This window comes from Runella sp. R5_40 (assembly GCF_057652295.1).
The window spans coordinates 318,355-343,423 of record NZ_JBYFCH010000003.1 but is presented as its reverse complement, the minus strand read 5'-3'; the positions used below and the strand labels follow the sequence as shown (position 1 = coordinate 343,423).

Annotated in this window: 23 protein-coding genes; 16 read left to right on the top strand and 7 right to left on the bottom strand. The window is 46.5% G+C overall.

Annotation, left to right across the window (positions count from 1 at the left end):
* Positions 1-918 (top strand): alpha/beta fold hydrolase, encoded by a 918-nt coding sequence (locus AC23N5_RS08630; protein WP_487755239.1) that lies wholly within the window; start codon positions 1-3, stop codon positions 916-918.
* A 56-nt stretch (positions 919-974) separates the two neighbouring features.
* Entirely contained in the window at positions 975-2,180 is a 1,206-nt protein-coding gene (locus AC23N5_RS08625; RefSeq protein ID WP_487755238.1) for an exo-beta-N-acetylmuramidase NamZ family protein, read from the top strand.
* A 46-nt stretch (positions 2,181-2,226) separates the two neighbouring features.
* Here AC23N5_RS08625 and AC23N5_RS08620 read toward each other — a convergent pair whose 3' ends face one another.
* The 3 genes from AC23N5_RS08620 to AC23N5_RS08610 form a co-directional block, all read right to left on the bottom strand.
* Positions 2,227-3,030, bottom strand: coding sequence for an enoyl-ACP reductase FabI (locus tag AC23N5_RS08620; RefSeq protein WP_183973428.1), 804 nt, complete (start codon positions 3,028-3,030; stop codon positions 2,227-2,229).
* Between the two features lie 170 nt (positions 3,031-3,200).
* The gene (locus tag AC23N5_RS08615) at positions 3,201-3,860 is read right to left on the bottom strand and encodes an ATP-binding cassette domain-containing protein (RefSeq protein WP_487755237.1); all 660 of its coding nucleotides are present in this window, start codon (positions 3,858-3,860) and stop codon (positions 3,201-3,203) included.
* Positions 3,839-4,153 (bottom strand): hypothetical protein, encoded by a 315-nt coding sequence (locus AC23N5_RS08610; RefSeq protein ID WP_183973416.1) that lies wholly within the window; start codon positions 4,151-4,153, stop codon positions 3,839-3,841. The genes AC23N5_RS08615 and AC23N5_RS08610 overlap by 22 nt, the downstream gene beginning before the upstream one ends.
* Positions 4,154-4,404: 251 nt before the next feature.
* Here AC23N5_RS08610 and sppA point away from each other — a divergent pair, with 251 nt between their 5' ends.
* The gene (sppA, locus tag AC23N5_RS08605) at positions 4,405-6,162 is read left to right on the top strand and encodes a signal peptide peptidase SppA (protein ID WP_487755236.1); all 1,758 of its coding nucleotides are present in this window, start codon (positions 4,405-4,407) and stop codon (positions 6,160-6,162) included.
* Positions 6,163-6,524: 362 nt separating this feature from the next.
* Here sppA and AC23N5_RS08600 read toward each other — a convergent pair whose 3' ends face one another.
* The gene (locus AC23N5_RS08600) at positions 6,525-7,802 is read right to left on the bottom strand and encodes a GWxTD domain-containing protein (RefSeq protein ID WP_229601315.1); all 1,278 of its coding nucleotides are present in this window, start codon (positions 7,800-7,802) and stop codon (positions 6,525-6,527) included.
* Positions 7,803-7,916: 114 nt separating this feature from the next.
* A complete protein-coding gene (gene nuoK, locus AC23N5_RS08595; RefSeq protein ID WP_028525359.1) occupies positions 7,917-8,231 on the bottom strand; it encodes an NADH-quinone oxidoreductase subunit NuoK in 315 nt (104 codons plus the stop codon).
* A 65-nt stretch (positions 8,232-8,296) separates the two neighbouring features.
* Between nuoK and AC23N5_RS08590 the strand changes: the two genes are divergently transcribed.
* Positions 8,297-9,016, top strand: coding sequence for a GntR family transcriptional regulator (locus AC23N5_RS08590; RefSeq protein WP_487755235.1), 720 nt, complete (start codon positions 8,297-8,299; stop codon positions 9,014-9,016).
* A 51-nt stretch (positions 9,017-9,067) separates the two neighbouring features.
* Positions 9,068-10,090, top strand: coding sequence for a phytanoyl-CoA dioxygenase family protein (locus AC23N5_RS08585; protein WP_487755234.1), 1,023 nt, complete (start codon positions 9,068-9,070; stop codon positions 10,088-10,090).
* Positions 10,091-10,092: 2 nt separating this feature from the next.
* Here AC23N5_RS08585 and AC23N5_RS08580 read toward each other — a convergent pair whose 3' ends face one another.
* Positions 10,093-11,637 carry a S8 family serine peptidase gene (locus AC23N5_RS08580; protein WP_487755233.1) on the bottom strand — a complete coding sequence of 515 codons (1,545 nt, stop codon included), beginning with the start codon at positions 11,635-11,637 and terminating at the stop codon, positions 10,093-10,095.
* Between the two features lie 216 nt (positions 11,638-11,853).
* Here AC23N5_RS08580 and AC23N5_RS08575 point away from each other — a divergent pair, with 216 nt between their 5' ends.
* The 7 genes from AC23N5_RS08575 (at position 11,854) to AC23N5_RS08545 (ending at position 19,570) form a co-directional block, all read left to right on the top strand.
* Complete coding sequence (locus tag AC23N5_RS08575) at positions 11,854-14,856, top strand: ligand-binding sensor domain-containing protein (protein ID WP_487755232.1); 3,003 nt, start codon at positions 11,854-11,856, stop codon at positions 14,854-14,856.
* Between the two features lie 11 nt (positions 14,857-14,867).
* Entirely contained in the window at positions 14,868-15,527 is a 660-nt protein-coding gene (locus tag AC23N5_RS08570) for a response regulator transcription factor (RefSeq protein WP_487755231.1), read from the top strand.
* 411 nt (positions 15,528-15,938) lie between these two features.
* Entirely contained in the window at positions 15,939-16,439 is a 501-nt protein-coding gene (locus tag AC23N5_RS08565) for a hypothetical protein (protein WP_487755230.1), read from the top strand.
* 41 nt (positions 16,440-16,480) lie between these two features.
* Positions 16,481-17,212, top strand: a complete 732-nt coding sequence (locus AC23N5_RS08560) for a hypothetical protein (RefSeq protein ID WP_183973400.1) — start codon at positions 16,481-16,483, stop codon at positions 17,210-17,212.
* Between the two features lie 80 nt (positions 17,213-17,292).
* The gene (locus tag AC23N5_RS08555; protein ID WP_487755229.1) at positions 17,293-17,910 is read left to right on the top strand and encodes a hypothetical protein; all 618 of its coding nucleotides are present in this window, start codon (positions 17,293-17,295) and stop codon (positions 17,908-17,910) included.
* A gap of 45 nt (positions 17,911-17,955) precedes the next feature.
* On the top strand, positions 17,956-19,059 hold the full coding sequence (locus AC23N5_RS08550) for a hypothetical protein (protein ID WP_183973396.1): 1,104 nt from the start codon (positions 17,956-17,958) through the stop codon (positions 19,057-19,059).
* A 22-nt stretch (positions 19,060-19,081) separates the two neighbouring features.
* Positions 19,082-19,570 carry a hypothetical protein gene (locus AC23N5_RS08545; RefSeq protein WP_487755228.1) on the top strand — a complete coding sequence of 163 codons (489 nt, stop codon included), beginning with the start codon at positions 19,082-19,084 and terminating at the stop codon, positions 19,568-19,570.
* A 173-nt stretch (positions 19,571-19,743) separates the two neighbouring features.
* On the opposite strand, the gene AC23N5_RS08540 is transcribed toward AC23N5_RS08545, so the two are convergent.
* Positions 19,744-20,268, bottom strand: coding sequence for a hypothetical protein (locus AC23N5_RS08540; protein ID WP_487755227.1), 525 nt, complete (start codon positions 20,266-20,268; stop codon positions 19,744-19,746).
* An 82-nt stretch (positions 20,269-20,350) separates the two neighbouring features.
* Here AC23N5_RS08540 and AC23N5_RS08535 point away from each other — a divergent pair, with 82 nt between their 5' ends.
* From AC23N5_RS08535 to AC23N5_RS08520, 4 genes are all read left to right on the top strand, one after another.
* Entirely contained in the window at positions 20,351-21,472 is a 1,122-nt protein-coding gene (locus tag AC23N5_RS08535; protein WP_487755226.1) for a hypothetical protein, read from the top strand.
* Between the two features lie 48 nt (positions 21,473-21,520).
* On the top strand, positions 21,521-22,906 hold the full coding sequence (locus AC23N5_RS08530) for an aminopeptidase P family protein (RefSeq protein WP_487755225.1): 1,386 nt from the start codon (positions 21,521-21,523) through the stop codon (positions 22,904-22,906).
* Positions 22,907-23,012: 106 nt separating this feature from the next.
* On the top strand, positions 23,013-24,302 hold the full coding sequence (locus tag AC23N5_RS08525; RefSeq protein ID WP_487755224.1) for an aminopeptidase P N-terminal domain-containing protein: 1,290 nt from the start codon (positions 23,013-23,015) through the stop codon (positions 24,300-24,302).
* Between the two features lie 16 nt (positions 24,303-24,318).
* A complete protein-coding gene (locus AC23N5_RS08520; protein ID WP_183973386.1) occupies positions 24,319-24,951 on the top strand; it encodes an MgtC/SapB family protein in 633 nt (210 codons plus the stop codon).
* Positions 24,952-25,069: the final 118 nt, after the last annotated feature.

Genomic DNA, 25,069 nt, shown 5'->3' with positions numbered 1-25,069 from the left:
ATGCTAAATCGTAAACTTCTTTTCTGGCTGGGTTTGGTGCTTCTGAAAGGCAGCCTTTCGTCTTGTTTTCGGTCGTGGCGAAAAAACGACCGTGACATTCGCGAACACTACGCCAATCGCCCCGTCAAACCTACTTTTTACACCATTCAAAACGACAGTCTCAAGCTTTTTGCGGCGACTACGGGTGCCGATACCCTTCCTCCACTGTTGCTCATTCACGGAGCACCTGGGGCTTGGTACGGGTACATGAACATGGTCGATGATTCTTTGCTGCAAAGTCGTTTTCACATCATTGCCATCGACCGCTTGGGCTACAACCATTCGAGCTTGCGCAAAAAACGCTTTGTAACCTCCATCGAAACCCAAGCCAAAGCTGCGATGTTGGCCCTTTCACTCAACCATTCAAAGCAAAAAGCGGTTCTTCTGGGACGTTCGTTTGGCGCACCGATTGCAGCACAAATGGCGATTTTGAACCCCAACGCATTTAGTCAATTGGTGATGCTTGCCCCTGCCATCGACCCAACCAAAGAAAAATTCTGGTGGTTTTCCAAACCTGCCAAGTGGTGGATTGTCCGTGCATGGCTGCCTCGTCGGCTCAACGTAGCCACGTTTGAGAAATTTGCCCACGCCAACGAATTGAAAAAACTGCAACCGCAATGGTCCAAGCTACAAGTCCCTACGATTGTGGTGCAAGGTGGGAAAGACTGGATTGTGGACCCTAGCAACCTTGATTTTGCGCGTCAACAACTGGCCGATAAGCCCGCCCATTACATCTTTTTACCCGAAGCTGGCCACCTGATTTCCTATTCACATCCCGACTTAGTTCGCAAATTGGTTTCAACGCCTTTTACAACAATAGCAGGAACAGCCGCCGCCTCTGCGACCACCCAAGGAAGCGGCCAAAGCGAACATAAATGAGTAAAGTCGTTATCTTTACCCACTTTTAATCGCGTATTCTTCAAAAACAATCTAACATGAAACACCTTTTCAAGGCGGTTATCGCCTCATTTTTAGCCATTTTTCTAACCGCCTCTTTTGTCGCGCCGCCCGCCAAAACCATTATGACGGGTGCCGACCAAACCAGCACTTACCTTCCTTACTTAAAGGGCAAACGGGTGGGAATGTTGGTCAACCAAACCTCCATCATCGGCAAATCTCACTGCGTTGACAGCCTTGTCAAACTCGGCGTGACCATCACCAAAATCTTTGGTCCCGAACACGGTTTTCGCGGCAATGCCAGCAACGGTGCCAAGGTGAGCGACAGTTCAGACCCCAAAACAGGCATTCCTGTCATTTCGCTTTATGGCAAAAACCGCAAGCCAACCAAGGAACATTTGGCTGACGTTGACGTGATGATTTTTGACGTGCAAGACGTGGGCGCTCGCTTTTATACCTACATCAACACTCTATCACACGTGATGGAATCGTGTGCTGAAAATGGCAAAGAACTCGTCATCCTCGACCGCCCCAACCCACACGGTTTTTGCGTGGATGGCCCTATTTTGGAGCCTCACCTCAAATCAGGCATTGGGATGTTTCCAATTCCGATTACCCACGGGATGACCATTGGCGAGTTTGCCCAAATGATTAACGGCGAAGGCTGGCTTCCCAACAAGTTGCAGTGTAAATTAAAAATCATCAAGGTTGCTAACTACACCCACGCCATGCCGTATGTGTTGCCCGTGCCGCCTTCGCCCAACCTCAACACCCAGCAATCTATCATGCTTTACCCAAGCATCTGTTTGTTTGAAGGCACAATTTTGAGCCAAGGGCGCGGCACCTACATGCCTTTTACGGTCTTGGGCGCACCTGCGTTGAAGGGAAAATACAGCTTTACGTTCAAGCCCGTAAGCATCCAAGGCATGAGCGAAACTCCGCTTCACCAAGACCAAGAATGTTATGGACTCGACCTTCGTAAGTTTGATGCCAATACGTTTGTAAAATCTAAAAAACTGAACCTCAAGTGGTTGTTTGAAACCTACGCGGCTTATCCGTACAAAGACAAGTTCTTTGACTTGAGCCAGAGCAAACAAATGGGTAATTTCGACAAATTGGCGGGAACCGAGAACCTTAAAAAGCAGATTATCGCAGGCACGAGCGAAGAAGAGATTCGTAAAAGCTGGGAGCCTGGCTTATCGAACTACAAAAAAATGCGGGAGAAGTATTTGTTGTACCCTTAACAAGGAACTTCCCGAAAGCTTAGAGCTTTCGGGAAGTTGTAAAAAACTATCCTTCCAACACTTCGGCTGAGATACCGACGTTTGAGAAACCTCCGTCGTGGAAAAGGTTTTGCATCGTTACCATGCGGGTGTAATCTGAGAACATCATGGTCACAAAATCAGCGCATGAATCGGCCGAGGCATTTCCTAGCGGAGCCATTTTTTCGGCAAAATCATAGAATTTATCAAAACCACCGATACCGTTTCCAGCCGTAGTTTTGGTAGGTGACTGCGAAACGGTGTTTACGCGCACCTTTTTAAGTTTTCCGTAACGGTAACCGTAGCTACGCGCAATCGACTCCAACATCGCTTTGGCTTCGGCCATGTCGGTATAGAAAGGAAACGTACGCTGAGCCGCCATGTACGTAAGGGCTACGACACTTCCCCACTCGTTGATAGCGTCCATTTTTTCGGCTACTTGTAAAAATTTATGAAACGACAACGCCGAAACGTCCACACTTTTTAGGAACCACTCGTAGTTCAAATCACCGTAAGCACGTCCTTTACGGATGTTGGGTGACATCCCAATGGAGTGAAGCACAAAATCCACTTTTCCACCCAATACGTCCATTGACTTGCCGTAGAGGTTTTCGATATCTTCGAGTGACGTCGCATCGGCGGGGATAATTTCTGCCTCACATGCCTCCGACAATTTTTTAATTTCGCCCATACGCATCGCGATTGGGGCGTTGGTCAACGTGAAAGAGGCGCCTTCTGCCTTAGCTTTCAAGGCTACTTTCCACGCAATTGAGTTTTCGTCGAGGGCACCAGAGATGATGCCGCGTTTCCCTTGTAATATTCCGTTTGCCATTTTTTTGAGTTTGCTATTTTCGGTTTAGAGCTTACCGTTTAGAGTTTGTAAAGTTTATAGCTAGTTGTTTACTGTTCAGGACATTACTTCCACCATAAACCATAAATCTCCCAACCGTAAACCATCATTAACGGGGCAAAGTAACAAATTTTTGGGCAAATAGTCGTTATCTATCCTGGAAGATACCCCCTATCGACCAGCTCCTGACGGGGGTTCGTGAGCAAATACGTACTTCCACTTTGAATCAGATAATTCTGGTCGGCAATGTCTAGTACCTCTCGGTACAAATGGTCGGTGATTAAAACCCCTTTATTTTGTTTTTGCTCAACAATATGCTGTTTGAGTGCTTCTACATAAATAGGGGCTAAATTGGTAAATGGCTCATCGAGCAGCACAAACGGCACGGGCGAAAGCAGCACCATCAATGCTTCAATAAAGCGCCTTTCTCCCCCCGACAACTCCCCCATTCGCTGCGAAATAAGCGTCGGAAGTTTGTCGTACTTCGCTTCATGGAGATCCACGCCATACCAAGCCAAGGCATCTTTTACCTTCATCGACGACGGAGTAAGTGGATGCTGCGGCAGGTAGCGCGCCACGTTGCCTTGTCGGTAAAGTGATTCGACGTACTTTCCATTGACCCTAACCGACTTGTTCGTTGCCCTCATTGTTCCAAACACAATTTGCAGCAACGAAGACTTCCCACAACCATTTCGCCCCAAAATAGACGTGATTTGATACCGAGGAATTTTCAAATAAACGCTTTGTAAAATTTTACGTTCGTCAAACGACAGTTCCACGCTGTCTATCTCTAAAATAGTAATAGCATCCATCGAATGGCGGTTAATAAAGTAAAAAATAAAACCATGTCAAGCCCAAAAGCACCCACAAAAAGCGTCGTTGGCGAATAGCCCAAGTTTTGATAAAAGAGGTAGCCTTCGCGAGAAAATGTCTGCATCAAAAGCCAAACTACGCCGTAAGAGGCCAGTTTAAGCCAAAAAAGAGGCGCAAGCATTCCCCACCACTCCTCCCCAATGGGTGCGCCCACGGCCAACCAGCCGCTCCACGCCACAAGGTGCAGAATTATCCAAAAGTTTTTGTAAAAGTGCAGCACAACCGATAGCATCTGTGTAAAGTTTTTGGCAAACTATCCAGATTATTTTTTAGGTGCTAAGCTCGTTAAGAAACTTTAAGACTTTTAACATTTTTTGTGCTACCACGATGTCATTCAAAGCCATACACTCATTTTCCCACTTGTACAACCAATCCACCTTTTAACATAAACCCTCCTCCTTCGCAAGTCCAAAACGTATTTTTGTTTGTTAGGTGAATTAAGAATCCTATTTTTGACCATTACATTTTTTCTCTTTTATACTCATGTGGCAGTTTATTAAGTACGTTTTCGCAACCATCGTCGGTCTATTCCTGTTTTCTATCCTCGGCTTTTTCCTTTTTGTTGGAATCGTAGCCGCCGTAGGTTCTTCTGAAGATAGCACACCGATAGAAACTAATTCTGTGTTAAAGCTCAATCTCAACAACCCTGTTCAAGAAGTAGCCGTTGAGAACCCCTTCGCCGAATTTTCGGGCGGGCAAGGCAATGTCCTTGGCTTACTCGATATTCGCTCGGCACTCGCCAATGCCAAGCAAGACCCTAACATTAAAGGCGTCTATCTTGATGTACAATACCCAATGGTAGGCTGGGCTACCGCTGAGGAAATCCGCGATGCGATTCTTGATTTCAAGAAATCGAACAAGTTTGTGTATGCTTACGGCGAAGTAATGACCGAAAAAGCGTATTACTTGGCGTCGGTTGCCGACAAAATTTACCTCAATCCCGCAGGTGGAATGGAGTGGAACGGCCTCAGCGCTGAATATGATTTCTACAAAGGCACGCTCGACAAACTGGAAGTGAAGCCTTTAATTTTTCGGGTTGGGGAATATAAAAGTGCCGTAGAGCCTTTCTTCCGCGAAAACATGAGCGACGCTAGTCGTCTTCAAAATCAGGTGTTGATTAATAACATTTTCGACCACGCGGTGGATAAAATTTCGCAAGCACGAAAAATCACGCCTACTCAGTTGAAAAACTTGGCTGACTCACTCAGCATTGACTCTCCACAAGATGCCCTCACGCACAAACTTATCACGCACGTGGGCTACTACGACGAGGTGGAAAGCGCACTTCGCAAAGAACTCAAGTTGGGCGAAGATGATAAAATCAAGTTTGTAGGACTCAGCAAGTATTCAAAAGCCGAAAAACACGTCAAAGAAGGCAGCAGCGACAACCGTATCGCGGTCATTATCGGTGAAGGTGCTATCATGTCGGGTAAAAGCAACGATGGCAACATTGGTTCGGAGACAATCGTTGATGAGCTTCGCAAGGCCCGCAAAGATAAAAAAGTGAAAGCCGTCGTGCTTCGTATCAACTCCCCTGGAGGTAGCGCCTTGGCGTCGGATGTGATGTGGCGTGAGGTTCAGTTGACCCGCAAAGAAAAACCTGTGATTGCGTCTATGTCGGACGTAGCGGCATCGGGTGGCTATTACATGGCCATGGGTTGCGACAAAATCGTGGCACATCCAAACACCATCACGGGCTCAATCGGGGTATTTAGCGTGTTGTTTAACTTCCAAAATACCTTCCGCAACAAATTGGGGATTACCTTCGACCGCGTGAATACCAACGCCCACTCTGATTGGCCAAGTGTAACGCGTGAAATGACACCTTTTGAGAACAGCCGTATGCAGCGCAGCACCGAAAACATCTACGCCGTATTTACCAAAAAAGCAGCCGAAGGTCGTAAAATGCCGTTGGAAAAGCTTAAATCATTGGCATCGGGACGCGTATGGTCGGGTCGCGAGGCCAAAGGAAACGGTCTTATCGACGAGTTTGGTGGGTTAGACAAAGCGATTGAAATTGCAGCAAAATCGGCCAAATTGAAAGAAGGTGACTACCGCGTTCGCTATCCAAAAGAAAAGAATGTGTTTGAGGAAATGATAACGAAGTTTTCTAATAACGCCGAAGAAGCCATGTTGCAGCAAAAACTAGGCGACTTCGCTCCTTACCTCAAAACCTTGAAGAAACTCCAACAAATGGAAGGAACGCAAGCACGCTTGCCATTTGATATTACTATTAAGTAGGAATGTCGAGGGTAGAGTGCAGAGTGTCGAATAATTGTGCAGAGGGTTGCTCACAACCCGATTTTTGAGTGTCGAATAGTGAATTAAGTAACAGAGCAAAAGTTTTAGTGTGTTAGTAGTTTATATTGCTTCGGAGAAGCGCAACCTTTGTAGTAGTAGAGGGGGCATCCATAAAACCCTTTTGCTTCGGAGAAGCAAAACAAAGCAACAAGTTATGCTTCCGCTCGGGCGGCCCCGTCCGAAGCAAAAATTAAAAAATCACCTGTTGTTACTACAAATGTTGCGCCTCTACCGAGGCTACTTTGAATTACTCTAAAACTTTTGCTTTAGCACTTAACCCATTCGACCCTCGACACTTTTTTCTAATCTCTCACGGCGCCTGTTCGCCACGCTTCGACCATTGGATACCAAATAGGTTGATATTCGACGTAACGTTGAAGCTCGTAGTGATCTTCTACAAATTGATTGGGGCGGCGATTAAACGTGAAGTTTATTTCGGAAAAATTAGCCCGCTGCGAATACACCCACACCTCACGGTCTTTGCTTCGTTGCACGCGGTCGGGTGAACCCATAATAATGTAAATCATGCCTTTGTCCGTTTTCCAACCTTCTTTGTAAGTTGTAAAAAGTCGGTTTGCTTCTTCGACGCGGCTATAAAAGGCGCTAATCGTACGTTTTGCCAAGTCGCTGTTCCCGTTCATTAAATTCAACCAATAACGGTCGAGGGATTTTTTAGGGTCTTTCGGTGCCAGCATTTCGTTGATTTCGTTGGCCTGACTCATGTACATCACAGGACGAACGAGCTCGGCAGGGCGCGTCATTTTAGGAAAGCGCTTGTTGGTCACCACGATTCCCACACCGTACGTATCTGTCGTGTCCTCTGTCATATAATAAAGCCCTTCTTCCTTAAATATGAGCGGTGAGCTTGTCGAAATTTTGAAAGTCGTATCCACCCCCAACGTTCGGGCGGCATTCCGTGGATTGGTATTCATCGGCGACTGGGCAGGTTCAAAATCGTGGCGATAACGCATCACATACAGCTCTTTCACCGACTTATTGATGTCTTGAAGCTGAACCGTGTCGTTTAGGTTTACGTAGTTTTGAAGCAACGGCACGCGTCCTGTTCGTTCAAACAGGGCAAACCGCTCGCCAAGCTTCGTATCGCGAAACTTAATGGCCAAGTCATTCAGCACTTTTTTGGTGGTTCCAATTTCAGAAATTTCACCCAATAGCACACCCGAAGCATGATTGGCAGGTCTTTTTACCTCAAATCGAATCATAAAACGGGTATGACTCAACTGCACCACATTTTGTTCGTTCAGCGGAATATTGCCATACGCTAACCGTTCTCTTGAAGAGAAGTCGGGATACACTACGTAATTGAGGGTGAATTTTTCGGTAAATTCTCGCCAACGCACAGGAACGTTGTTGGGTTTGGTCAAATCCACCCGCATAAATACCGTGACGTTGGTAGAATCTTTTGCTAAAAATTTGCTTTTGATTCCCAATATTGTCACTTCATCCACGCTTTTGTTGGCATCAGTGGCGGTGGCTTGCCGTTTTTTATTTTTATTGCCAAACTGAGCTTGCGCCATCAAGCCACTTCCTAGAAGAATCAACAGGAATACAACGCTTCTCATACGCTTCATCATTTCTTTTTAGGATATTTTTAACAAAGCCCCACGACTACAAACTTCAGTCGATAACTTCTTATTGATTAAAACGATTGTAATCACCAAATCGCGTATTAGGCGTTATTTTTTCATCGAACTAATTTTGTCCAAATCAGCGGTTTGATAATACCGATATACCTTTAACAAAATAGCCAATGCCACCGCCGACTCCGCCGCTGCAATCACCATCACAAACAACGTGAGCATTTGTCCAGAAAGACGCACGGGGTCATATTGAGAAAAAGCGACCAAATTCAAATTTACTGCATTGAGAATAAGCTCTATACCAATCAAAACCGCAATGGCGTTTCGTTTGGTAATAATGACTGCTACGCCGATACTAAACAAAGCGGCTGCCACGATAAGATAGTAATGGAGGGGTACGATGACTTGCATGATGCAATGTTAAGAAAAATATTTAAAAAGAGGTGCTACCTTTGCTGCCTCAATTCATCGTACTTATGACAGAAGCCGCTCCCCGCCTCCCCCAATACCAGTTTTTATACGAGACGCTCCGCCAACAGCTGCACAATGGTATATATGAAATTGGTAGCTTATTGCCCTCTGAAAAAGAGCTTCAGCAAGCGTATAAGCTTACCCAGCCTACGATTCGACAGGCGTTGTCGATGCTGGCCGAAGAGGGATATATCAAAAAGTACCAAGGGAAAGGGAGTGTGGTGCTGCCATTGCCTGTGGGCTCGGGTATGTTGTCGATTGAGCCGCACAGCCACCACGATTTGAAAAATGCGCCTGAAATTCAGACCGAAATTCTAACCCGAGGTATGATGTCTCGTTTTCCGCCCGATTTTTTATTTCAACCTGAGCAAACGGACTCCTCTTTTTACTACATCGAACGTCTCCGCACGGTCAACAAAGAAGTAGTTTTTTACGAACGAATCGCACTTCCTGCCAGCGAACTTCCTAATTTTTACAGAATTACCCTAGAAAACAAGTCATTGTTTGATACTTTACGAAAACGTTACAACGTAATTGTAAAAGGCGGAGAAGAAAAGGTATGGGCCATGACCGCCCCCAATGAGATAGCCCACCTGATGCGTATCCCGACGGGCAAGCCGATTTTGCGTCTCGAAAAGAAAATTGAAACCAACCGTCCGCATCTTACCTTTTTTTCGTCCTTGTTTGCCTGCACCAACAAATACTTATTAAAAGGTCGGTTTTAATCGCTGCATCTTTTTTATATTTGAGATATAAACCACTATCCACTTTCTATCATGGGTGTATTATCTCAAATTAAGCAAAAAGCGCTTACTGTCAAAGAACAGTTATTTCCCCAAACAGAGTTTGATGCTGCCACGCTTCCTTGGATTGACCGCACGGATGCAAGCATTGATACTTTTATCAAAGATTATCAGCCTCCATTCGAGGTATCCTACGACTTAGCGGAAAAGCTAAAGTTTTGGCAGAAAAATGGTTATGTCGTTTTAGAGCAAGCCATTCAAGCAGAATTACTGAACGTTTTTTGGTCGGATGTGGAAGAGTTATTAGAAAATCCTACAAAGTATAAAATTTGGACGCGGATTGACCTTCCCCAATTCGACCCCGTCCGCGAACGCCAAATTGGGGAATTTCCCAAAGAAGCGCTAAAAGGGAAGTATGTAAAACTCAACGATTTCCATAATCTATCGGTGGCAGGAAAGAAGTTGATGACTCACCCAGCCATTGTAACGTTTTTGGATGCTATTTTCCAGCAAAAAACCGTGGTGATGCAAAGCCTTACTTTTTTGTACGGAAGCCAGCAGCCTACGCACCAAGATTTCCCGTGGGTAACGGCCAAAATGCCGAGCCATTTGGCAGCAGCTTGGATTCCGCTCGAAGACATCAAAATTGATTCTGGCCCACTTTACTACTACATAGGTTCGCACAAAATGCCTAAGTTCAATTTTGGAAACGGCATTGTTTATAACCAGCGCTCTACTCGAACGCCGCTTGAATTTGCAGAATATTTAGACAAAACGTGCGCAGAACTAAACTACCCCAAAGATACGCTGCTCATTAAGCGAGGTGATGTACTCATCTGGCACGCGGCGTTGGCCCACGGCGGCGATATTATCGGTAATCCTGAACAGACTCGTAAATCGTACGTTTGCCATTATTCAACAGAGGAAGCATTGCCTTTTCACCGCCACCGCCCCGCTCAGAAACCCATCACGGAGCACCACAACGGCGTAGCTATTTATAATAACCCTGATTTTGGAGATCAAGAGAACATCTTGAAGGCAGGCGAAAAACTGTAACATCACTCCCAAATCACCTCAATCACCTCATTTTTGAGGTCAACGGTGGTACGTGTTTCACCGTCACGGCGTTTGAGTGTGAGTTGGCCGTCCCGCACCCGTACAATTTCTTGCGAAAGTACGTGTGTGGGACTTTTTTTATGGAACAAAGAAACCATATCGCCCGCTTCGGGAATTTTCAAAATAAATGTAAGACCTTCTGCTTTGACTTCTTTGGCATAAGTGGCACTGGCTTCGGCCGAATTTTGAACAAGCCCTAAAGCCCGCGATGCCAAAGGCACGCCATAACCCACGAAATTGTTACCATAAGGGTACAAATGTGCTGATTTTTCAATGATTTGAATCAATTGTTTGTTGTTCAACGCGGGATTGGCCTGCATCAAGCAAGCCGCAAAACCCGTAATGACAGGTGCCGCCAAGGAGGTACCGTACAGCGAGAAGCACGAAACGTTGGGTTTGAGGTACGACAAATATTCGGGGCCAATGCTGCTGTATCCGATTCGGTTCCAGAAACGCTGATTGGTTGCACCCACCGAAAGAACGCCCTGCGCATCGGCGGGGGTAGAAATAATGCGCCAACTTGGGTCGTCGCCTTCATTTCCTGCCGACACCACCACCAATATCCCCTTCTTGTCGGCTGCGATTTGGGCTGCGCGACTTATTACGCTCGTCTGCCCGTCCATTTGCGAAATCAAGTAATTTTCTTTGGGATCAGTAAACCCTTGCGCATACCCCAACGAGGTATTAATGAGGCGCACCCCCAAGCTATCCATCCATTCCATCGCCGCCACCCAATTGTCTTCTTCTCCGCGCCACTCACGCGTTCCGTGGTCGGTGCGAGCGAGGTAAAATCGGGCATCGATGGCCAAACCACTTTGGGTATTTTCGGTGCGACTTGTGCCCGTGATGGCACTCATTACTTCCGTTCCGTGAAAATCAGAAAATGTCTCTTGGGTTTTGTAAAACGCATCCGAGTGGGTCAAAGGTGGGTTTACATAATCGCGTTTGTCCAAAATCGCGTTGTTGTCAAATACATGTTTGAGGTAATGGCTCTCTTTTGCTTCAAAAAAACCAGCATCAATCACCCCAATCGTAATGCCTTTGCCCGTCAGACCCACTTTTTTAAATTCATCCGCCTGAATTTGGGTCATCACAGGTGCCATCGTAGAACGGCGACGCGCGTTGGTTTTGGCAATGTAAAAACGCCCGTCCATGGGCTGAATTTTTTCTACAAACGAAAGCTGCTTGACGTCCTCCAATTGCTGCGCAGGAATGGTAGCCGAAACGGCATTGAGCCAACGAGAGGCTATGACGGGCTGGCACTGAAGGCTTTGGAGTTGTTTTAGGTATTCTTTATTGACGGGCAAATCGGTTTCGTCCGACTCCGTAAGTCCTTGCAGGCGGCGGTTTTCGAGCGTCTTAGCCGACACAGCAGGGGCGTCATGGGGGTTTTTGTCTTTAAAAAACACCCAGTACTTGGTTTGAGCAGATGCGGTAACGACTCCCCACATCCAAAGCAACAACAAACAACCGCCCTTTTGGTACATAACGAAGATTTAGTCTATAAGTTAAGAAAAACTGCCAGCTCATACATTGGCAATAATTCAACAAAATAAAGAAATAAGTCTAAATTTTTATACACTACTTCTTAAATTTCACCCAATCTGCGGCAGAAAGCAGATTTTTTAGCGACCACCGCGCCTTCTTTTTCGTTTTCACCCGTACATTAGTAGTGTTTTCTGAACCCTTTCCGCTACGCTCTCATGCGCAAAATCTTTTTTTTAGTTTGGTATATTGGACTCAGTCTGCACCTTTTCGGTCAAACCTATCAAATTGAACGAATAGGCACCGACAAAGGGCTTTCGCAAGGTTCGGTCTATGCCATGCTCAAAGATTCGCGCGGGTTTATGTGGTTTGGAACGCAAGACGGCCTCAACCGCTACGATGGCCATCACTTTAAGGTGTATTATTCGGATACCGACCAGCCCAACGCCCTCCACGGAGGCTTCGTCAACTCGATGATTGAAGCGCCCAACGGCGACCTGTGGCTGGGCACTGATTATGGCCTGAACCTCTACCAACGCCAAACCGACGACTTTCGATTTTTCGCGAGCGCGCCCGAGCGTAAAACACCCTCGGCTTGCAGCCCGTTTGCCGTACGCCCTCCTTTTGTCTGGTATTGGTCAGAGTCGGAAGGCATCGTAAAACTTAATTATGACACACAACAAAAAACCGTCCTCCTCGCCGACGTTTCGTACGACTTAGGGCTTTTGTCGGTGTCAAATGCCACCAAATTTGGGAAAGACGGGCGCTTGTGGGTAAGCCTTTCCGAAGGACTCATGCAGTACGATACGAGTAGTCGGCAGATGCGCTATTTTTTTAGCAAACATCCCAAAAACATCACAGGCAATCCCATCAGTATTTTAAAAATATTGATGACCAAAGAAGGCTTGATGTACCTCAGCCATTCCAACGGCGTGACGATTTTCGACCCAAAAACCACTGATTTCAAACACATTACCCATCTCAATGGCATAGAATTAAACGAAATTTACGATTTGGACGAATCGCCCGACGGGGATATTTGGCTTGCTACCAGCTCAAGCGGTCTATTTAGGCTATCGAAAGACGGTAAAGCGCAGCCGTTTATTCACCAAAAAAATGACAATAACAGCCTCAGCAACAACACCATTTCTTCGGTTTATATCTCAAAAGACGGGCTCGTTTGGGCAAACCCCGACCCCCTTGGCATTAATTTGCTCATTGGAACGGGCAAAAAATTTCGGAGCATCAAATACGTGGCCGAAGCCCAAAACTCCCTCAGCGACCCCAACGTTCGGACGATGATTGAAATGGATAAAAATCAGGTGTGGGTTGGGACAGAACAAGGCGGCATCAACGTTTGGAACAAACAAACAGGGTTGGTCGAAAAATGCTTTAAATCCGACCCAGCCAACCCTCGTTCAGTGCCAAGTTCTTCGATTTACCATTTTTTTCGTGACACCCAACAACAGCTTTGGATTGCTACCTACAACGGTCTCGCCAAATACCTCGGTGACGGGGCTTTTGAAAGTTATTTTCTGACAACTAAGAAAAACATGGGCGACAATATCTTTCGGTGCTTGGCCGAATGGGATGCCGCGCACTTGCTCGTTGGTACCGAAAATGGGCTTTTCTTGTTTGATAAATCCAAGAAAGTTTTCATTCCCATCAAAGGGTTAGAAAACATCAGCATTCTTTGGATTGACCAGCCTACCCCAGGCGAACTTTGGCTCACTCGCTTCAACGAAGGATGCTGGAAAGGCACCCTTCGGAACCATGAATGGTTCCCACAAGCAACGGTTTTGGTGGGAGGAAATGCCCTTGCACTCCGCAAAGATGCCTATCGTAATTGTTGGTGGATTGCCACAAACAATGGGCTACTGAACTACCAAAACGGGCGCATCGTTCAGAAATTTACGGCCAAAGATGGCCTGGCCAATGCCTACATTTATGGGCTGTTGCTCGACTCTCAGCACAACCTTTGGCTCAGCACCAACCGTGGACTGAGTAGTTTTAATCCCGATACGCGCCAGTTTCGCAACTACCACGTTAGCGATGGGCTGCAAGGTTATGAGTTCAACAACCGCTCGTACATGGCCGACAGCGAGGGCGTTTTTTACTTTGGCGGCACTAATGGGTTCACTTATTTCCGTCCCAACGAAATACGCACAAACACCTTTCAACCGCAAATCCAACTCACTCATTTTGAGATAAATTACCAACCTGCCCAGCTTCCACAGTACATTGGCGAAACCAGCGAACTGACACTCAAGGCCGACCAAAACACGTTTTCGTTGGGTTTTATTGCCATTGATTACCTCAGTAGTGGAAAAAACAACTATCAATACCGACTGGTCAACTTAGAGGACAATTGGAACACCACTCCAGACAACCTAGTCAGGTACGTGCAGGTGCCTCCTGGGGAGTATATTTTTGAGGTAAAAGCATCAAACGGCGACGGTTTTTGGAGCGACGAAGTACGCCGTCTGAAAATCACCGTGCTTCCTGCTTTTTGGCAAACGTGGTGGTTCCGATTGCTCAATTTGTTGTTGCTGATTGGCATTGGGATTGGCTTCTATCGCTGGCGCATTCAGCAACTCCAACGCCAACAACGCGAACGCTTAGAGCTAATCATCAAAACCCAAGAAGCCGAACGAAAACAATTGGCCACCGAACTACACGACGATTTGGGAATGCGTCTTTCGACCTTACAGATGTATTTGTCCGAAATAGATATTTCCCAAAACAGTCGGGCTTCCAAATTAACTCCCTTGCTCAACGAAGCCATTGCCGACATCCGTAATTTGTTGCGCGATTTGAATCCCAAACTTCTGTTTGAGGAAGGCTTACGCGTGGCCGTGGAAGAAGTCAATTCCAAACTCAACGCGGTAGGTTTGGTAAAATTTGAGCTTTTGTGGCTAGATTTCCCCGAAAAACTCCCCGAAGTCATCGAAATCAACCTTTTTCGCATCATTCAGGAATTGATAAATAATACCCTAAAACACGCCGAAGCTACGCACATTACGCTGCAATTGCTCCAACGCGACGCGCACTGGGTCATCATTTACGAAGACAACGGGCGCGGTTTTGAGCGACAACCGTTATCGTCGGGTTTTGGGTTGCAAAATATTGAAAATCGCGTCCAATTGCTCAAAGGGCAACTCCATTTTGATACCGCCCCCCAGCGCGGTGTGCATGTTACGATCGAAATCCCCCACCACTAACTTTACGCATTATGACCCGTAAAACGTTGATTGTTGACGACCACAAATTGTTTTTGGAAGGACTGCGCTACGTGCTTTCGCAGATACCCAACGTCGAAATTGTGGGAGAAGCTTCCAACGGAGATACTGCCGTTGAAGTAGCCCAAAGCACCCATGCTGATTGGGTATTGATGGATATCAACATGCCCCATTGCGACGGCGTAAAGGCAACGGCCCAGCTCAAAAAAATCAACCCAACCATCAAGGTAATTGCCGTTACGATGCACGACGATTACAGCAATATCCAACAGATGATTCGGGCGGGCGTGGATGGGTATGTGTTAAAAAACACAGGTTCAAGCGAACTTGCCAATGCGTTTGAAACGATTGAAAAAGGGCAATTTTATTCGTCACCCGCGATTTTGGATACGTTACTACGGCGCAAAACTGCCGCAACAGCCCCTGCGCGTTCGGCCTATCACCTCAACCCCATCGAGTTGTTGACTTCGCGGGAAAAGGAGGTTTTACCTTTATTAGTGGAAGGGCTTACCAGCGCCGAAATTGCCGAACGGCTATTTGTAAGCGAATCGACGGTCGTGAGCCATCGCAAAAATATTCTTCATAAACTCAACCTCAAAAATACGTCTGCCTTGGTCAAATACGCCCTCGAAAACGGACTGATTCAGCCCTGAGTGCTTACGCGGTTAATTGTTGCGGTGCGCCGCTGCGCTTTGTTAACCGTTAAATAATAAAGCAAAAGTTTTAGAGTAATTCAAAGTAGCCTCGGTAGAGGCGCAACATTTGTAGTAGCAATAGGTAATTTTTTAATTTTTGCTTCGGAGAAGCATAACTTGATGCTTTGTTATGCTTCCGCACAGGCGGCCCTGTCCGAAGCAACATAAACTTACTAACACACTAAAACTTTTGCCCAACTACTTACCAGTTGTGAATATTAACGGTTAACAGATAACGATTAACTTTGCATGCTCCCCTGTTTTCTCCCCCCCACGGGGGATTTTTCACTTCTCCCCTTTAGGGATGTTTTTTCGCGCCCTTTCGTATAGCAATTTTGTGCTGTTGATTTACTCAAACAGCATAAAAGAATGAAATGGCAAATCCTGATGCTCACCTTTTTTCTCGTCTTCGATCAAGCTTGGAGCAACCCTCCGCGCAGCTATCGGGTGACGCTCGAGAAGATTTCATTGGTAGAGTCAGGAAGCATCGGCGGCTCCGACAACCTGTACGGGTCGGTGTGGGTAGGGGCATTTTGTAATGCCAACGACAACCAGACGGGCACCTCTTTTGACAGCCGCGAACGCACCCTAAAACTGTTTGAGCGTACTGGCGACAACTACGTCAAAATCAAAGAAAATACCCCTATTGTTTTGAACCAATCGCTGGTTTTTGACATTCCAACCTGCGACCAAAAGCAAGCCAATTTTGCCGTTACTGTTTCGCTCAGCAGCCAAAGTTCAGGCCGAAAATACAACACCGAGCAGCACCGCATTTATTTATCCGAAATCAACAGTACGGTTCGCCGCACGATTCATTGCTACGACCGTACGTCTCACCTTCAACTGCATTTTATGATTGCACCTCTATAACCCAGTTTTTCTAATCATTTTAACACTTAAACACTATTCACATGAAAAGTTCATTCAAATTCGTCGGGTTATTTTTTGTTTTGGTATGTTTTGTTTCCAGTGTTTTTGCCCAAAAACAAATAGACAATTACTATCAGTTTTCTCCCAAAGAAATGGAAGGAATGATGGCTACATTTTCGAAAGATGCAGGCTGGAAAAACCTCTCCGCCACCATGAGTAGCCGAAGTTTTGAGCGCATCAAGCACGAAAAAGCCGCTTGGGGTTTTAAGGGGCAAGCAAAAACATCTGATGGAAAATTACAAGACGTACTATTTTGTGCGTTCGATTTCTACAATCCAAAAAGCAAAAAAGGCCAAGGCGGCACCATGGTTTGGCGCAAAGTAGGCGACGAAGTTTACAAAGCCTATTTGATTTATCCTGAGGGAGTTGAAGATTTAGACAAAGCCTTGGAGTTATCAGAAGAATTTTTTGCGGATGCCTCTGGCAAACTTCAAAAAGCCCAAAGCTGGGGCCGTTGTTTTAGAAAATGTGTACGTGGTACTTCACGAACAGTCGTTGATGCGAAAGGCATCCGTTTTGACGTACCCTCAGACTGCGGAACGGGATGCTTGGCCTCCATTGCCGTATGTGGAGGTGCAACGGCTATCTTGGCAGTAGCTACTGCTGCGCCGACAGGAGGTCTTTCTTTTCCTGTATTAGCGATTACGTTTGGGGTTTGTGCGGGGGTAAGTTGCGGTGTTTGCATTGGTATCTGCGCACTTGGCTGCATATAATCCATTTGTAATCAATCCATTGTAGAGCTTACCAACACACGTAAGCTCTACTTTCTCTTTCGCTTATAGCCCTTATTCACATGAAAATCATCAGCCTCGGTCTCCTCCTAACGACAATGGTCAGCTATCTGGCTCCTCCTGCCGAAAACTATACCATTGAACAAGTTACTGTTTGTAAAAATACGAACTCGTGCTTGACTACTTCCCAAAAGAACCGAATCAAAGAAAGTGACAAATACACGGTAGAAGTTGTGTTAAAATCGACCTCTGCCAATTTTTTGGCACAACAGATTCAAGCTGTACAACTCGAAGTCTCTGAAATCTCTTTTGCCTGTGCTCGCTCAGCCACAGACATGGACAATTGCCCCTCGGGAAGTTCGCAGGAGTGGTACACCATGTACCAAAATCCCAATCCGCCTTTGAGCAGTGCCGTGACGGTCATCAATGCTGCCAAACTTACCAAACAGTTATCAACTCAGCATTTAACCCTACGAAACAGCATCAAAAAAATACCCGTAGAGGATGTTTTTGGGCCAAAGTTTGACAAACCTACAGCTCCTACCAAGCCCGCGTCGTACCAAGTTCGGCTCAAAGCCGAAAATGTTCAATTTCCTGACTGGGTTTGGGGGATTCGCGTCAGTGTTTATGAGCGAGACGGCGGGAGAAATACAAGTGCCGAATTTAAAACGAGGTTTTAGGACTTTTTGGCAAACCAACTTTTTCACATTTGAACTTCTACAATCATGCGTTTTTGGTATTTTTTTATCGTAATTTGGGGATACGCTATTTCTGCATTGGCCCAAAGCGACGAAAACCCAATTCCGAGTCTCAATGCCTCCAAACCATTGGAATTTTCTATTCCAACCTCGGCCGCATTTGACTTACTGGGAGTAACGCCCGCTCAGGTCATCAAACCTGGCAATATCCGCGATTTTAAGGTGGACTGGTCGTTCCAAAGCTGGCGACTTAAACCTAATATTGCGATTCAGGCGCAGCCAATTTGGGAGATTTTTTACAACCGCCCCAACTTGTTGAAATACCAATCGGCCTCGAAATTGGCCAAGATGCTATCGACCATTGATATTTCGGCAGGAACGGTGGAAGATGATGACCTCAATCGCCGACTGGCAGGAGCCGTAAAAGTGACGCTTTTTCGTAGCCACGATCCCCTCGACGTACCCGCCCTCTATCGCGGCCCAACGGAGGAGTTTTACGAACAACAGAGTCAACTGAAGGGACTCGTTACGCAATTGGAAGATAGCCTAAAGCGCCTTCCCACTACCAATGAATACCTCGAAACAAAAATGCTGGTATTGAAGGAGTTAGACCTGCTTCAAACTAAAATTCAAACTTTAGAAAAACTTCAAAAAGACCGAATTACGCAACTGACAACCCTCTACCTGAAAGAACATTGGAACGCGTCGTTTGTCGATGTAGCCGTCGGTAAATCCTACCTGTATGACAACCTAAAACTGGACAGTTTGAATTTGGTACAAGATGGTCTTTCGGCTTGGATCAACGGTTGTGTAGGCATTGGGCGCAAGTGGCTTCTGACGGGGATGGTTCGTTATACGAGTTTTAGCGGAGTAAAAGCGACGATTAAACAGGAGTATTTTCTGGGAGCGAGTTTGCGCTACGGCAGCCCCAAGTTTAACTTTTTTGCCGAGGTCCTCACCCGCGATCCGCACAATCCATTTTCTTTCAAAAGTGTTACCTTGGCCTACGGTGGTGACTGGCGTTTTAGCCGCAATGTCATGTTAAGTTACGGCGTACGAACCCTTTACGGGCAAAATTTCAGTTTCAAATCACTGGTTCCTGTCGCAAGCATTGCTTGTATGATGCGGTAACCAAACTCTCTTTTTTTCTCCCATGAAATCTCTTAGTTTGCTTCTTTTATCAGCCATTACATTTTCGGTATTTGGCCAAAAAACGGTCAACAGCACCCTAAAGCTTGAAAATGTAATTTTTGGCAGCTGTTCAATCGCTTCGATACCTTTCAAGTATTCCATTAAAAACCTTGGCCCCGAAATCTTCGTTTTTCACGCCTCGCCTTCAACACCCATCGACGATTTGACGTTCAACGTGTATCTATCCCAAAATGAAACCATTGAGACGGGGATACTCGGCGGAGAAAATGACTTACGAGTGGGGTCAGCCGTTCCAGCCCAATATACCCTGAATAATGGCCAGCTCGCCGTAAATAAAATTGCTGTGCCCGTCAGAAATCCTCCCTACAGCTCGTACCGATTCATGATTGTAGAAGTGGTTTATAGCAGTGGTCCTTCGATGTCGGGCAGTACATTTATCAGTAAAAAATACCGTGTATCGTCGGGGCAGGTTGTTTTTGATAACCCCTAGCGCGGCGGTTTCTCAAAACCGCCAACACGAAACGTGCTAAGCGATGCTCACATCGCGCCACGGGTTTCTCAAAACCCAGTTTCGCAAATTTGTAAAAACCCTGTGCGCGGCGGTTTTGAGAAACCACCGACACGAACCGTGCTAAGCGATGCTCACATCGCGCCACGGGTTTCTCAAAACCCAGTTTCGCAAATTTGTAAAAACCCTTTACGCAGCGGTTTTGAGAAACTGCCGACACAACAACGTGCTAAGCGATGCTCACATCGCGTCACGGATTTCTCAAAACCCAGTTTCGCAAATTTGTAAAAAACCTTTGCGCGGCGGTTTTGAGAAACCGCCGACACGAAACGTGCTAAGCGATGCTCACATCGCGCCACGGGTTTCTCAAAACCCAGTTTCGCAAGTTTGTAAAAATCCTTTGCGCGGCGGTTTTGAGAAACCGCCGACACGAACCGTGCTAAGCGATGCTCACATCGCGTCACGGGTTTCTCAAAACCCAGTTTCGCAAATTTGTAAAAATCCCTAGCGCGGCGGTTTTGAGAAACCGCCAACACGAAACGTGCTAAGCGATGCTCACATCGCGCCATGGGTTTCTCAAAACCCAGTTTCGCAAGTTTGTAAAAACCCTTTGCGCGGCGGTTTTGAGAAACCGCCGACACGAACAAGAAACCGCTAGCAAAATGTGATATATTCGTCATTAAAAGCCCGTAACTCCTACTTCACATGAACTTCCGCCTTTTCACTTTTTTAGTTTCATTTCACTTTATTTCTTTTGTTGCCATGTCACAAACCGCTGCCGATTTTGTGGGAATTTTTGTTAGTAGCCAAACGGGAATTCAACTTTCCATTAACCAACAAAACGGCTTGTTTAAAGGCGAATTCACCGCCCAAAACCAGCGTTATGGCTGTGAAGCTACCCTCGTAAAAGGAGGGCTTTCGGGCGTATATTTTGATACGGGGCGAAAAATCGGATTTACCCTTGTAAAGAACTCAGGTGAATACATTCTTACTACCGAAGGAGTTAACATCCCGATGAAACGAACCGCTGCTTCCTCTCAAGCCACCGCGCAATCTTCCGCGCCAACAGCTTCCGCCCCGTCGTCATCCGCTGCGAAGAGCAATGGGCAACGATTAAGCGACGCATTTTTGGGGTATGCGTTCAATGCTCCGTCGGGTTGGCAAATGCAGCAAAACAACGGCGGGTATGCCTTCGGACGAGGCGACCAGCAAGTAGCCATCACGGTTTCTCCCCATAATTATAACTCGCTGGCAGACCTCAAAAAAGACACCCAAGGAGTTCAAGATGCCAACTCAAACACTTACCTCAATGCTCGGGTTGATCCGTACAGCGATTCGGGAGCTTGGGTATTTTTTAACGGAACTATCCAAGGGAAACCCTTTACCATTGCCACGATTTCGCTCATTTCGCCGCACGGTGGCGGGATTAATATTTCCTGCGTAGCACCCGCTTCGCTCTACAACGACGCCCTGACCAATACCCTCCGTAGCATTGCCAGTACCGTTGTTTTTTCAAAACCCCAAACCTCGGCCTTGGCCGAACAATGGAAAGCCAAGCTCAAGGGCAAAGAGCTACTCTACCTCAATACCGCGAATGGCATGTCCGATAAATTCTCCATTCACTTGTGCAGTACTGGCCAATTCACCAAAAAAGAAGACACCAGTTACTCCTCACAGACGTTCAGCGACAATTTTAACTATGCAGGACGCTCGGGCGACCAAGGCCGATGGGATGTCACCACGCAAGGAGCCACTCCAGTGTTGGTGCTTCGTGCCAACGACGGCAAGGTATTCCAATACCAAATCACACTTCGGCAAGCCAGCAATGAACTTGGACTCAATGGAAGAAGGTATTTTGTGCGAGCAAGCCAAAATTGTCAATAAACACGTTTTTTTGGCTAATATTGCGCGCCAACAAAACCTCCATCCTTTATGTTTTCCAAAGACACCTACGTCGGACGACGCCAAAACTTAAAAAAAGCAGTCAATAGTGGAATTTTGCTCTTTTTGGGCAATGAAGAAACAGGCATGAACTATGCCGACAACACCTATCATTTTCGCCAAGACAGTACTTTTCTATATTATTTTGGGCTCAACAAAGTCAGCCTAGCCGCCCTCATCGACGTAGAATCAGGGGAGGAATGGATTGTTGGCGACGAAATCACCATCGACGACGTCATTTGGGCAGGGCCACAACCTACGCTTCAAGAGCAAGCCGAACGTGTGGGGGTAGCCAAGGTTCTTCCCAAATCCCAACTCGAAAGTGTACTCAAAAGCCACTTAGCCGCAGGCCGAACTGTTCATTATTTACCAACCTATCGCCCTGAGCATACCTTCAAACTTCACGAGTGGACGGGGCAACCCCTGCAAGAAATTGCTCATGGAGCTTCTACTGAATTTATCAAAGCCGTTGTCAATCAACGCTCTTACAAAACTGCCGAAGAGGTAATTGAGCTTAACAAGGCCGTCAACATTACGGCTCAAATGCACCTCAATGCCATTCGCGCCACGAAGTCGGGCAAGTACGAATACGAAATTGCGGGCATTGTCCACGGCACCGCGCTGCAAGGTGGAGGCGACTTGGCTTACCCTATTATTTTGTCGGTAGATGGCCAAACGCTGCACAATCATTACCACGGCAATCGTCTTTCGAGCGGCCGCCTTGTATTAGGCGATTTTGGGGCAGAGACCGCTACGCATTACGCAGGCGATATTACCCGCACCTGGCCCGTTGACAAACAATTTAGCGAGCGTCAAAAAGAGATTTATCAAATCGTCCTCGACGCCAACCTCAACGCCATCGCGGCCCTACAACCAGGCACAAAATACCTCGATTACCACTTAATTGCCTGGAAAACCATCGCTGAGGGACTCAAAACTCTTGGTTTATTGCAAGGCGACGTTGACGAAATGGTCGCGCTGGGCGTGCCAGGTTTGTTTATGCCGCACGGAGTAGGCCACATGATGGGCATGGACGTGCACGACATGGAAAACCTTGGCGAACAACACATTGGCTACCGCGACGGTCTAAGTCGCAGTACGTTGCTAGGACTAAAATCGCTGCGTTTGGCCAAAGAACTAGAAACAGGTTTTGTTTTGACCGTTGAGCCTGGGCTGTATTTTATTCCTGAATTAATCGACTTATGGGAAAGTCAGGGAAAATTCCGCGATTTTGTTAATTATGACGCCCTTAAAGATTACTATGACTTTGGCGGGGTACGTATTGAGGACAATTACCTTATTACGACCGATGGTGCTCAATTATTGGGTAACCCTATTCCAAAAACAATTTCCGAAATCGAAGCGTTGAGACTCTAAGCTTAGGCTTAGACCTTCCAAAATCCTCAGTTTAGACCCTCCAAGTTTTGGAAACTTGGAGGGTCTGTGTCTTGCCCACTAGTCATTTCAAAACCCCAATCCCCAAATGCGCTACACACCCATTGACCCTCAATTATTTATCCAAAATCGGCAACGCTTATACCAACTTCTCAAGCCCAAAAGCTTGGTTATTTTGCAGTCCAACGACGTCATGCCTACCAACGCCGACGGAACAATGGGTTTTAAGCAAAACTCCGATTTGTTTTATTTGTCGGGTATCGACCAAGAAGAAACTACGTTGTTGCTCTTTCCCGACCATCCTGACCCGAAGTTTCGAGAGATTTTATTTGTACGAGAAACCAACGAAAACATTGCCATTTGGGAAGGCGAAAAATTGACTATTCCTCAAGCATTTGAGCGCTCAGGCGTACCCCGAATTTATTGGACTCACCAATGGGAAAGCGTGCTTCCCCACGTCATTTTTGAAGCCGAAAATGTCTATTTGAACACCAACGAGCACGCCCGCAGCGACTCGCGAGTGCAAACCCGCGACGCTCGCTCCATTCAAGAGTTCAAAGAAAAATACCCACTTCATCGCCTCGAACGCTTGGCGCCGTTGATGGCTTTTTTACGCGCCACAAAATTGCCCCAAGAAATCGAATTGCTTCAAAAAGCGATTGACATCACCCGAGATGGCTTTATGAGGGTGTTGAAATTTACCAAACCCGACGTCTGGGAATACGAAATTGAGGCCGAATTTGCCCATGAGTTTCTCCGTCAACGTTCGCGCGGCTTTGCATATACGCCCATTATTGCTTCGGGCAAAGATTCTTGTGTCTTACATTACGTAGCCAATAACAAACAATGCAAAGACGGCGACGTTTTGCTACTAGACGTCGCTGCCGAGTATGCCAACTACAACGCCGACCTTACCCGAACCATCCCAGTCAATGGCCGCTTTACGGCACGCCAGCGGCAGGTATATGACGCGGTATTGCGGGTATTAAAAGCCGCCCGCTCGATGCTTGTGGTGGGTAATGTACTGGATGAATACCAAGCCGAGGTAGCTAAAGTAATGGAAAGTGAATTGATTGGATTGGGACTACTAACGGCCCAAGACATTGCCAATCAGCATCCCGACTGGCCTGCGTATCGTCGTTATTTTATGCACGGGACTTCGCACGCCCTCGGCCTCGATGTACATGATGTTGGAAATCGTTATCGGCGTTTTGAGGCTGGTATGGTTTTCACCTGTGAACCTGGCATTTACATCCGAGAAGAGGGCTTGGGCATTCGATTGGAAAATAACATTCTCATTACCGAAAACGGCAACCTCGACCTCATGGCTCACATTCCGATTGAAGCCGATGAGATTGAATTGTTGATGAATTCTTAGCCAAAACAGCAAATCCATGGAAACATTTCTGACAGAAGACGTTCTCAAATTATTTATTGCCGCAGGATTGGGGTCGATCATTGGCGTAGAACGCGAGTATCATAGTAAGTCAGCGGGGTTACGTACCATGATTTTGATTGCCGTGGGTTCTACCTTGTTTACCCTCATTTCAATTCGAGTAGGTGGCGATGCAGGGCGCATTGCCGCCAACATCGTAACGGGCATTGGGTTTATTGGTGGGGGAATTATTTTCCGAGAAAACAATCGTGTGGTCGGGATTACAACCGCAGCAACGGTCTGGGCCACGGCAGCGCTGGGGATGGGCGTGGGCAGTGGTTATTACGAGTTAGCGACTGTTGCCTCTTTGATTGTGTTGGTGGTTTTGTACGGCTTTGTTCCCATCCAAAACCTTATTAAACGGCGAAACCAACTTCGTAACTACCGTATTGTGTGTAAATTCCAACAAAAAACGTTGAAGCATTATGAAGCCCTGTTTCGAGAACTGCAATTGGATGCCAAACGAGGTACTCAAAGTAGGGTTGGAAATACCATCAGTGGTACATGGATTGTTCAAGGCAACGAACACAATCACGAACGGCTCACCAAACGCCTCCTCAACGACCCCGACGTCATCGAATTTGACTTCTAGCTAAATTACCGTTTAATAAAATCTTTTGGGATATTTTCTTTAGGCAAGCGTTTTTTTTCTTAATTTACCAATGACATACAGACCTATGTAAAAAAATGCAAAAGGCACTAGCCACTCC

Coding starts and splice junctions, on each gene's coding strand:
- AC23N5_RS08555 (WP_487755229.1), top strand. CDS start 17,293: ATGAAAATCATCAGCCTCGGTCTCCTCCTAACGACAATGGTCAGCTAT.
- AC23N5_RS08600 (WP_229601315.1), bottom strand. CDS start 7,802: ATGAGAAGCGTTGTATTCCTGTTGATTCTTCTAGGAAGTGGCTTGATG.
- AC23N5_RS08540 (WP_487755227.1), bottom strand. CDS start 20,268: ATGACGAATATATCACATTTTGCTAGCGGTTTCTTGTTCGTGTCGGCG.
- AC23N5_RS08620 (WP_183973428.1), bottom strand. CDS start 3,030: ATGGCAAACGGAATATTACAAGGGAAACGCGGCATCATCTCTGGTGCC.
- AC23N5_RS08530 (WP_487755225.1), top strand. CDS start 21,521: ATGTTTTCCAAAGACACCTACGTCGGACGACGCCAAAACTTAAAAAAA.
- AC23N5_RS08565 (WP_487755230.1), top strand. CDS start 15,939: ATGAAATGGCAAATCCTGATGCTCACCTTTTTTCTCGTCTTCGATCAA.
- AC23N5_RS08560 (WP_183973400.1), top strand. CDS start 16,481: ATGAAAAGTTCATTCAAATTCGTCGGGTTATTTTTTGTTTTGGTATGT.
- AC23N5_RS08625 (WP_487755238.1), top strand. CDS start 975: ATGAAACACCTTTTCAAGGCGGTTATCGCCTCATTTTTAGCCATTTTT.
- AC23N5_RS08610 (WP_183973416.1), bottom strand. CDS start 4,153: ATGCTATCGGTTGTGCTGCACTTTTACAAAAACTTTTGGATAATTCTG.
- AC23N5_RS08535 (WP_487755226.1), top strand. CDS start 20,351: ATGTCACAAACCGCTGCCGATTTTGTGGGAATTTTTGTTAGTAGCCAA.
- AC23N5_RS08570 (WP_487755231.1), top strand. CDS start 14,868: ATGACCCGTAAAACGTTGATTGTTGACGACCACAAATTGTTTTTGGAA.
- AC23N5_RS08580 (WP_487755233.1), bottom strand. CDS start 11,637: ATGTACCAAAAGGGCGGTTGTTTGTTGTTGCTTTGGATGTGGGGAGTC.
- sppA (WP_487755236.1), top strand. CDS start 4,405: ATGTGGCAGTTTATTAAGTACGTTTTCGCAACCATCGTCGGTCTATTC.
- AC23N5_RS08545 (WP_487755228.1), top strand. CDS start 19,082: ATGAAATCTCTTAGTTTGCTTCTTTTATCAGCCATTACATTTTCGGTA.
- AC23N5_RS08520 (WP_183973386.1), top strand. CDS start 24,319: ATGGAAACATTTCTGACAGAAGACGTTCTCAAATTATTTATTGCCGCA.
- AC23N5_RS08590 (WP_487755235.1), top strand. CDS start 8,297: ATGACAGAAGCCGCTCCCCGCCTCCCCCAATACCAGTTTTTATACGAG.
- AC23N5_RS08585 (WP_487755234.1), top strand. CDS start 9,068: ATGGGTGTATTATCTCAAATTAAGCAAAAAGCGCTTACTGTCAAAGAA.
- AC23N5_RS08525 (WP_487755224.1), top strand. CDS start 23,013: ATGCGCTACACACCCATTGACCCTCAATTATTTATCCAAAATCGGCAA.
- nuoK (WP_028525359.1), bottom strand. CDS start 8,231: ATGCAAGTCATCGTACCCCTCCATTACTATCTTATCGTGGCAGCCGCT.
- AC23N5_RS08550 (WP_183973396.1), top strand. CDS start 17,956: ATGCGTTTTTGGTATTTTTTTATCGTAATTTGGGGATACGCTATTTCT.
- AC23N5_RS08630 (WP_487755239.1), top strand. CDS start 1: ATGCTAAATCGTAAACTTCTTTTCTGGCTGGGTTTGGTGCTTCTGAAA.
- AC23N5_RS08615 (WP_487755237.1), bottom strand. CDS start 3,860: ATGGATGCTATTACTATTTTAGAGATAGACAGCGTGGAACTGTCGTTT.
- AC23N5_RS08575 (WP_487755232.1), top strand. CDS start 11,854: ATGCGCAAAATCTTTTTTTTAGTTTGGTATATTGGACTCAGTCTGCAC.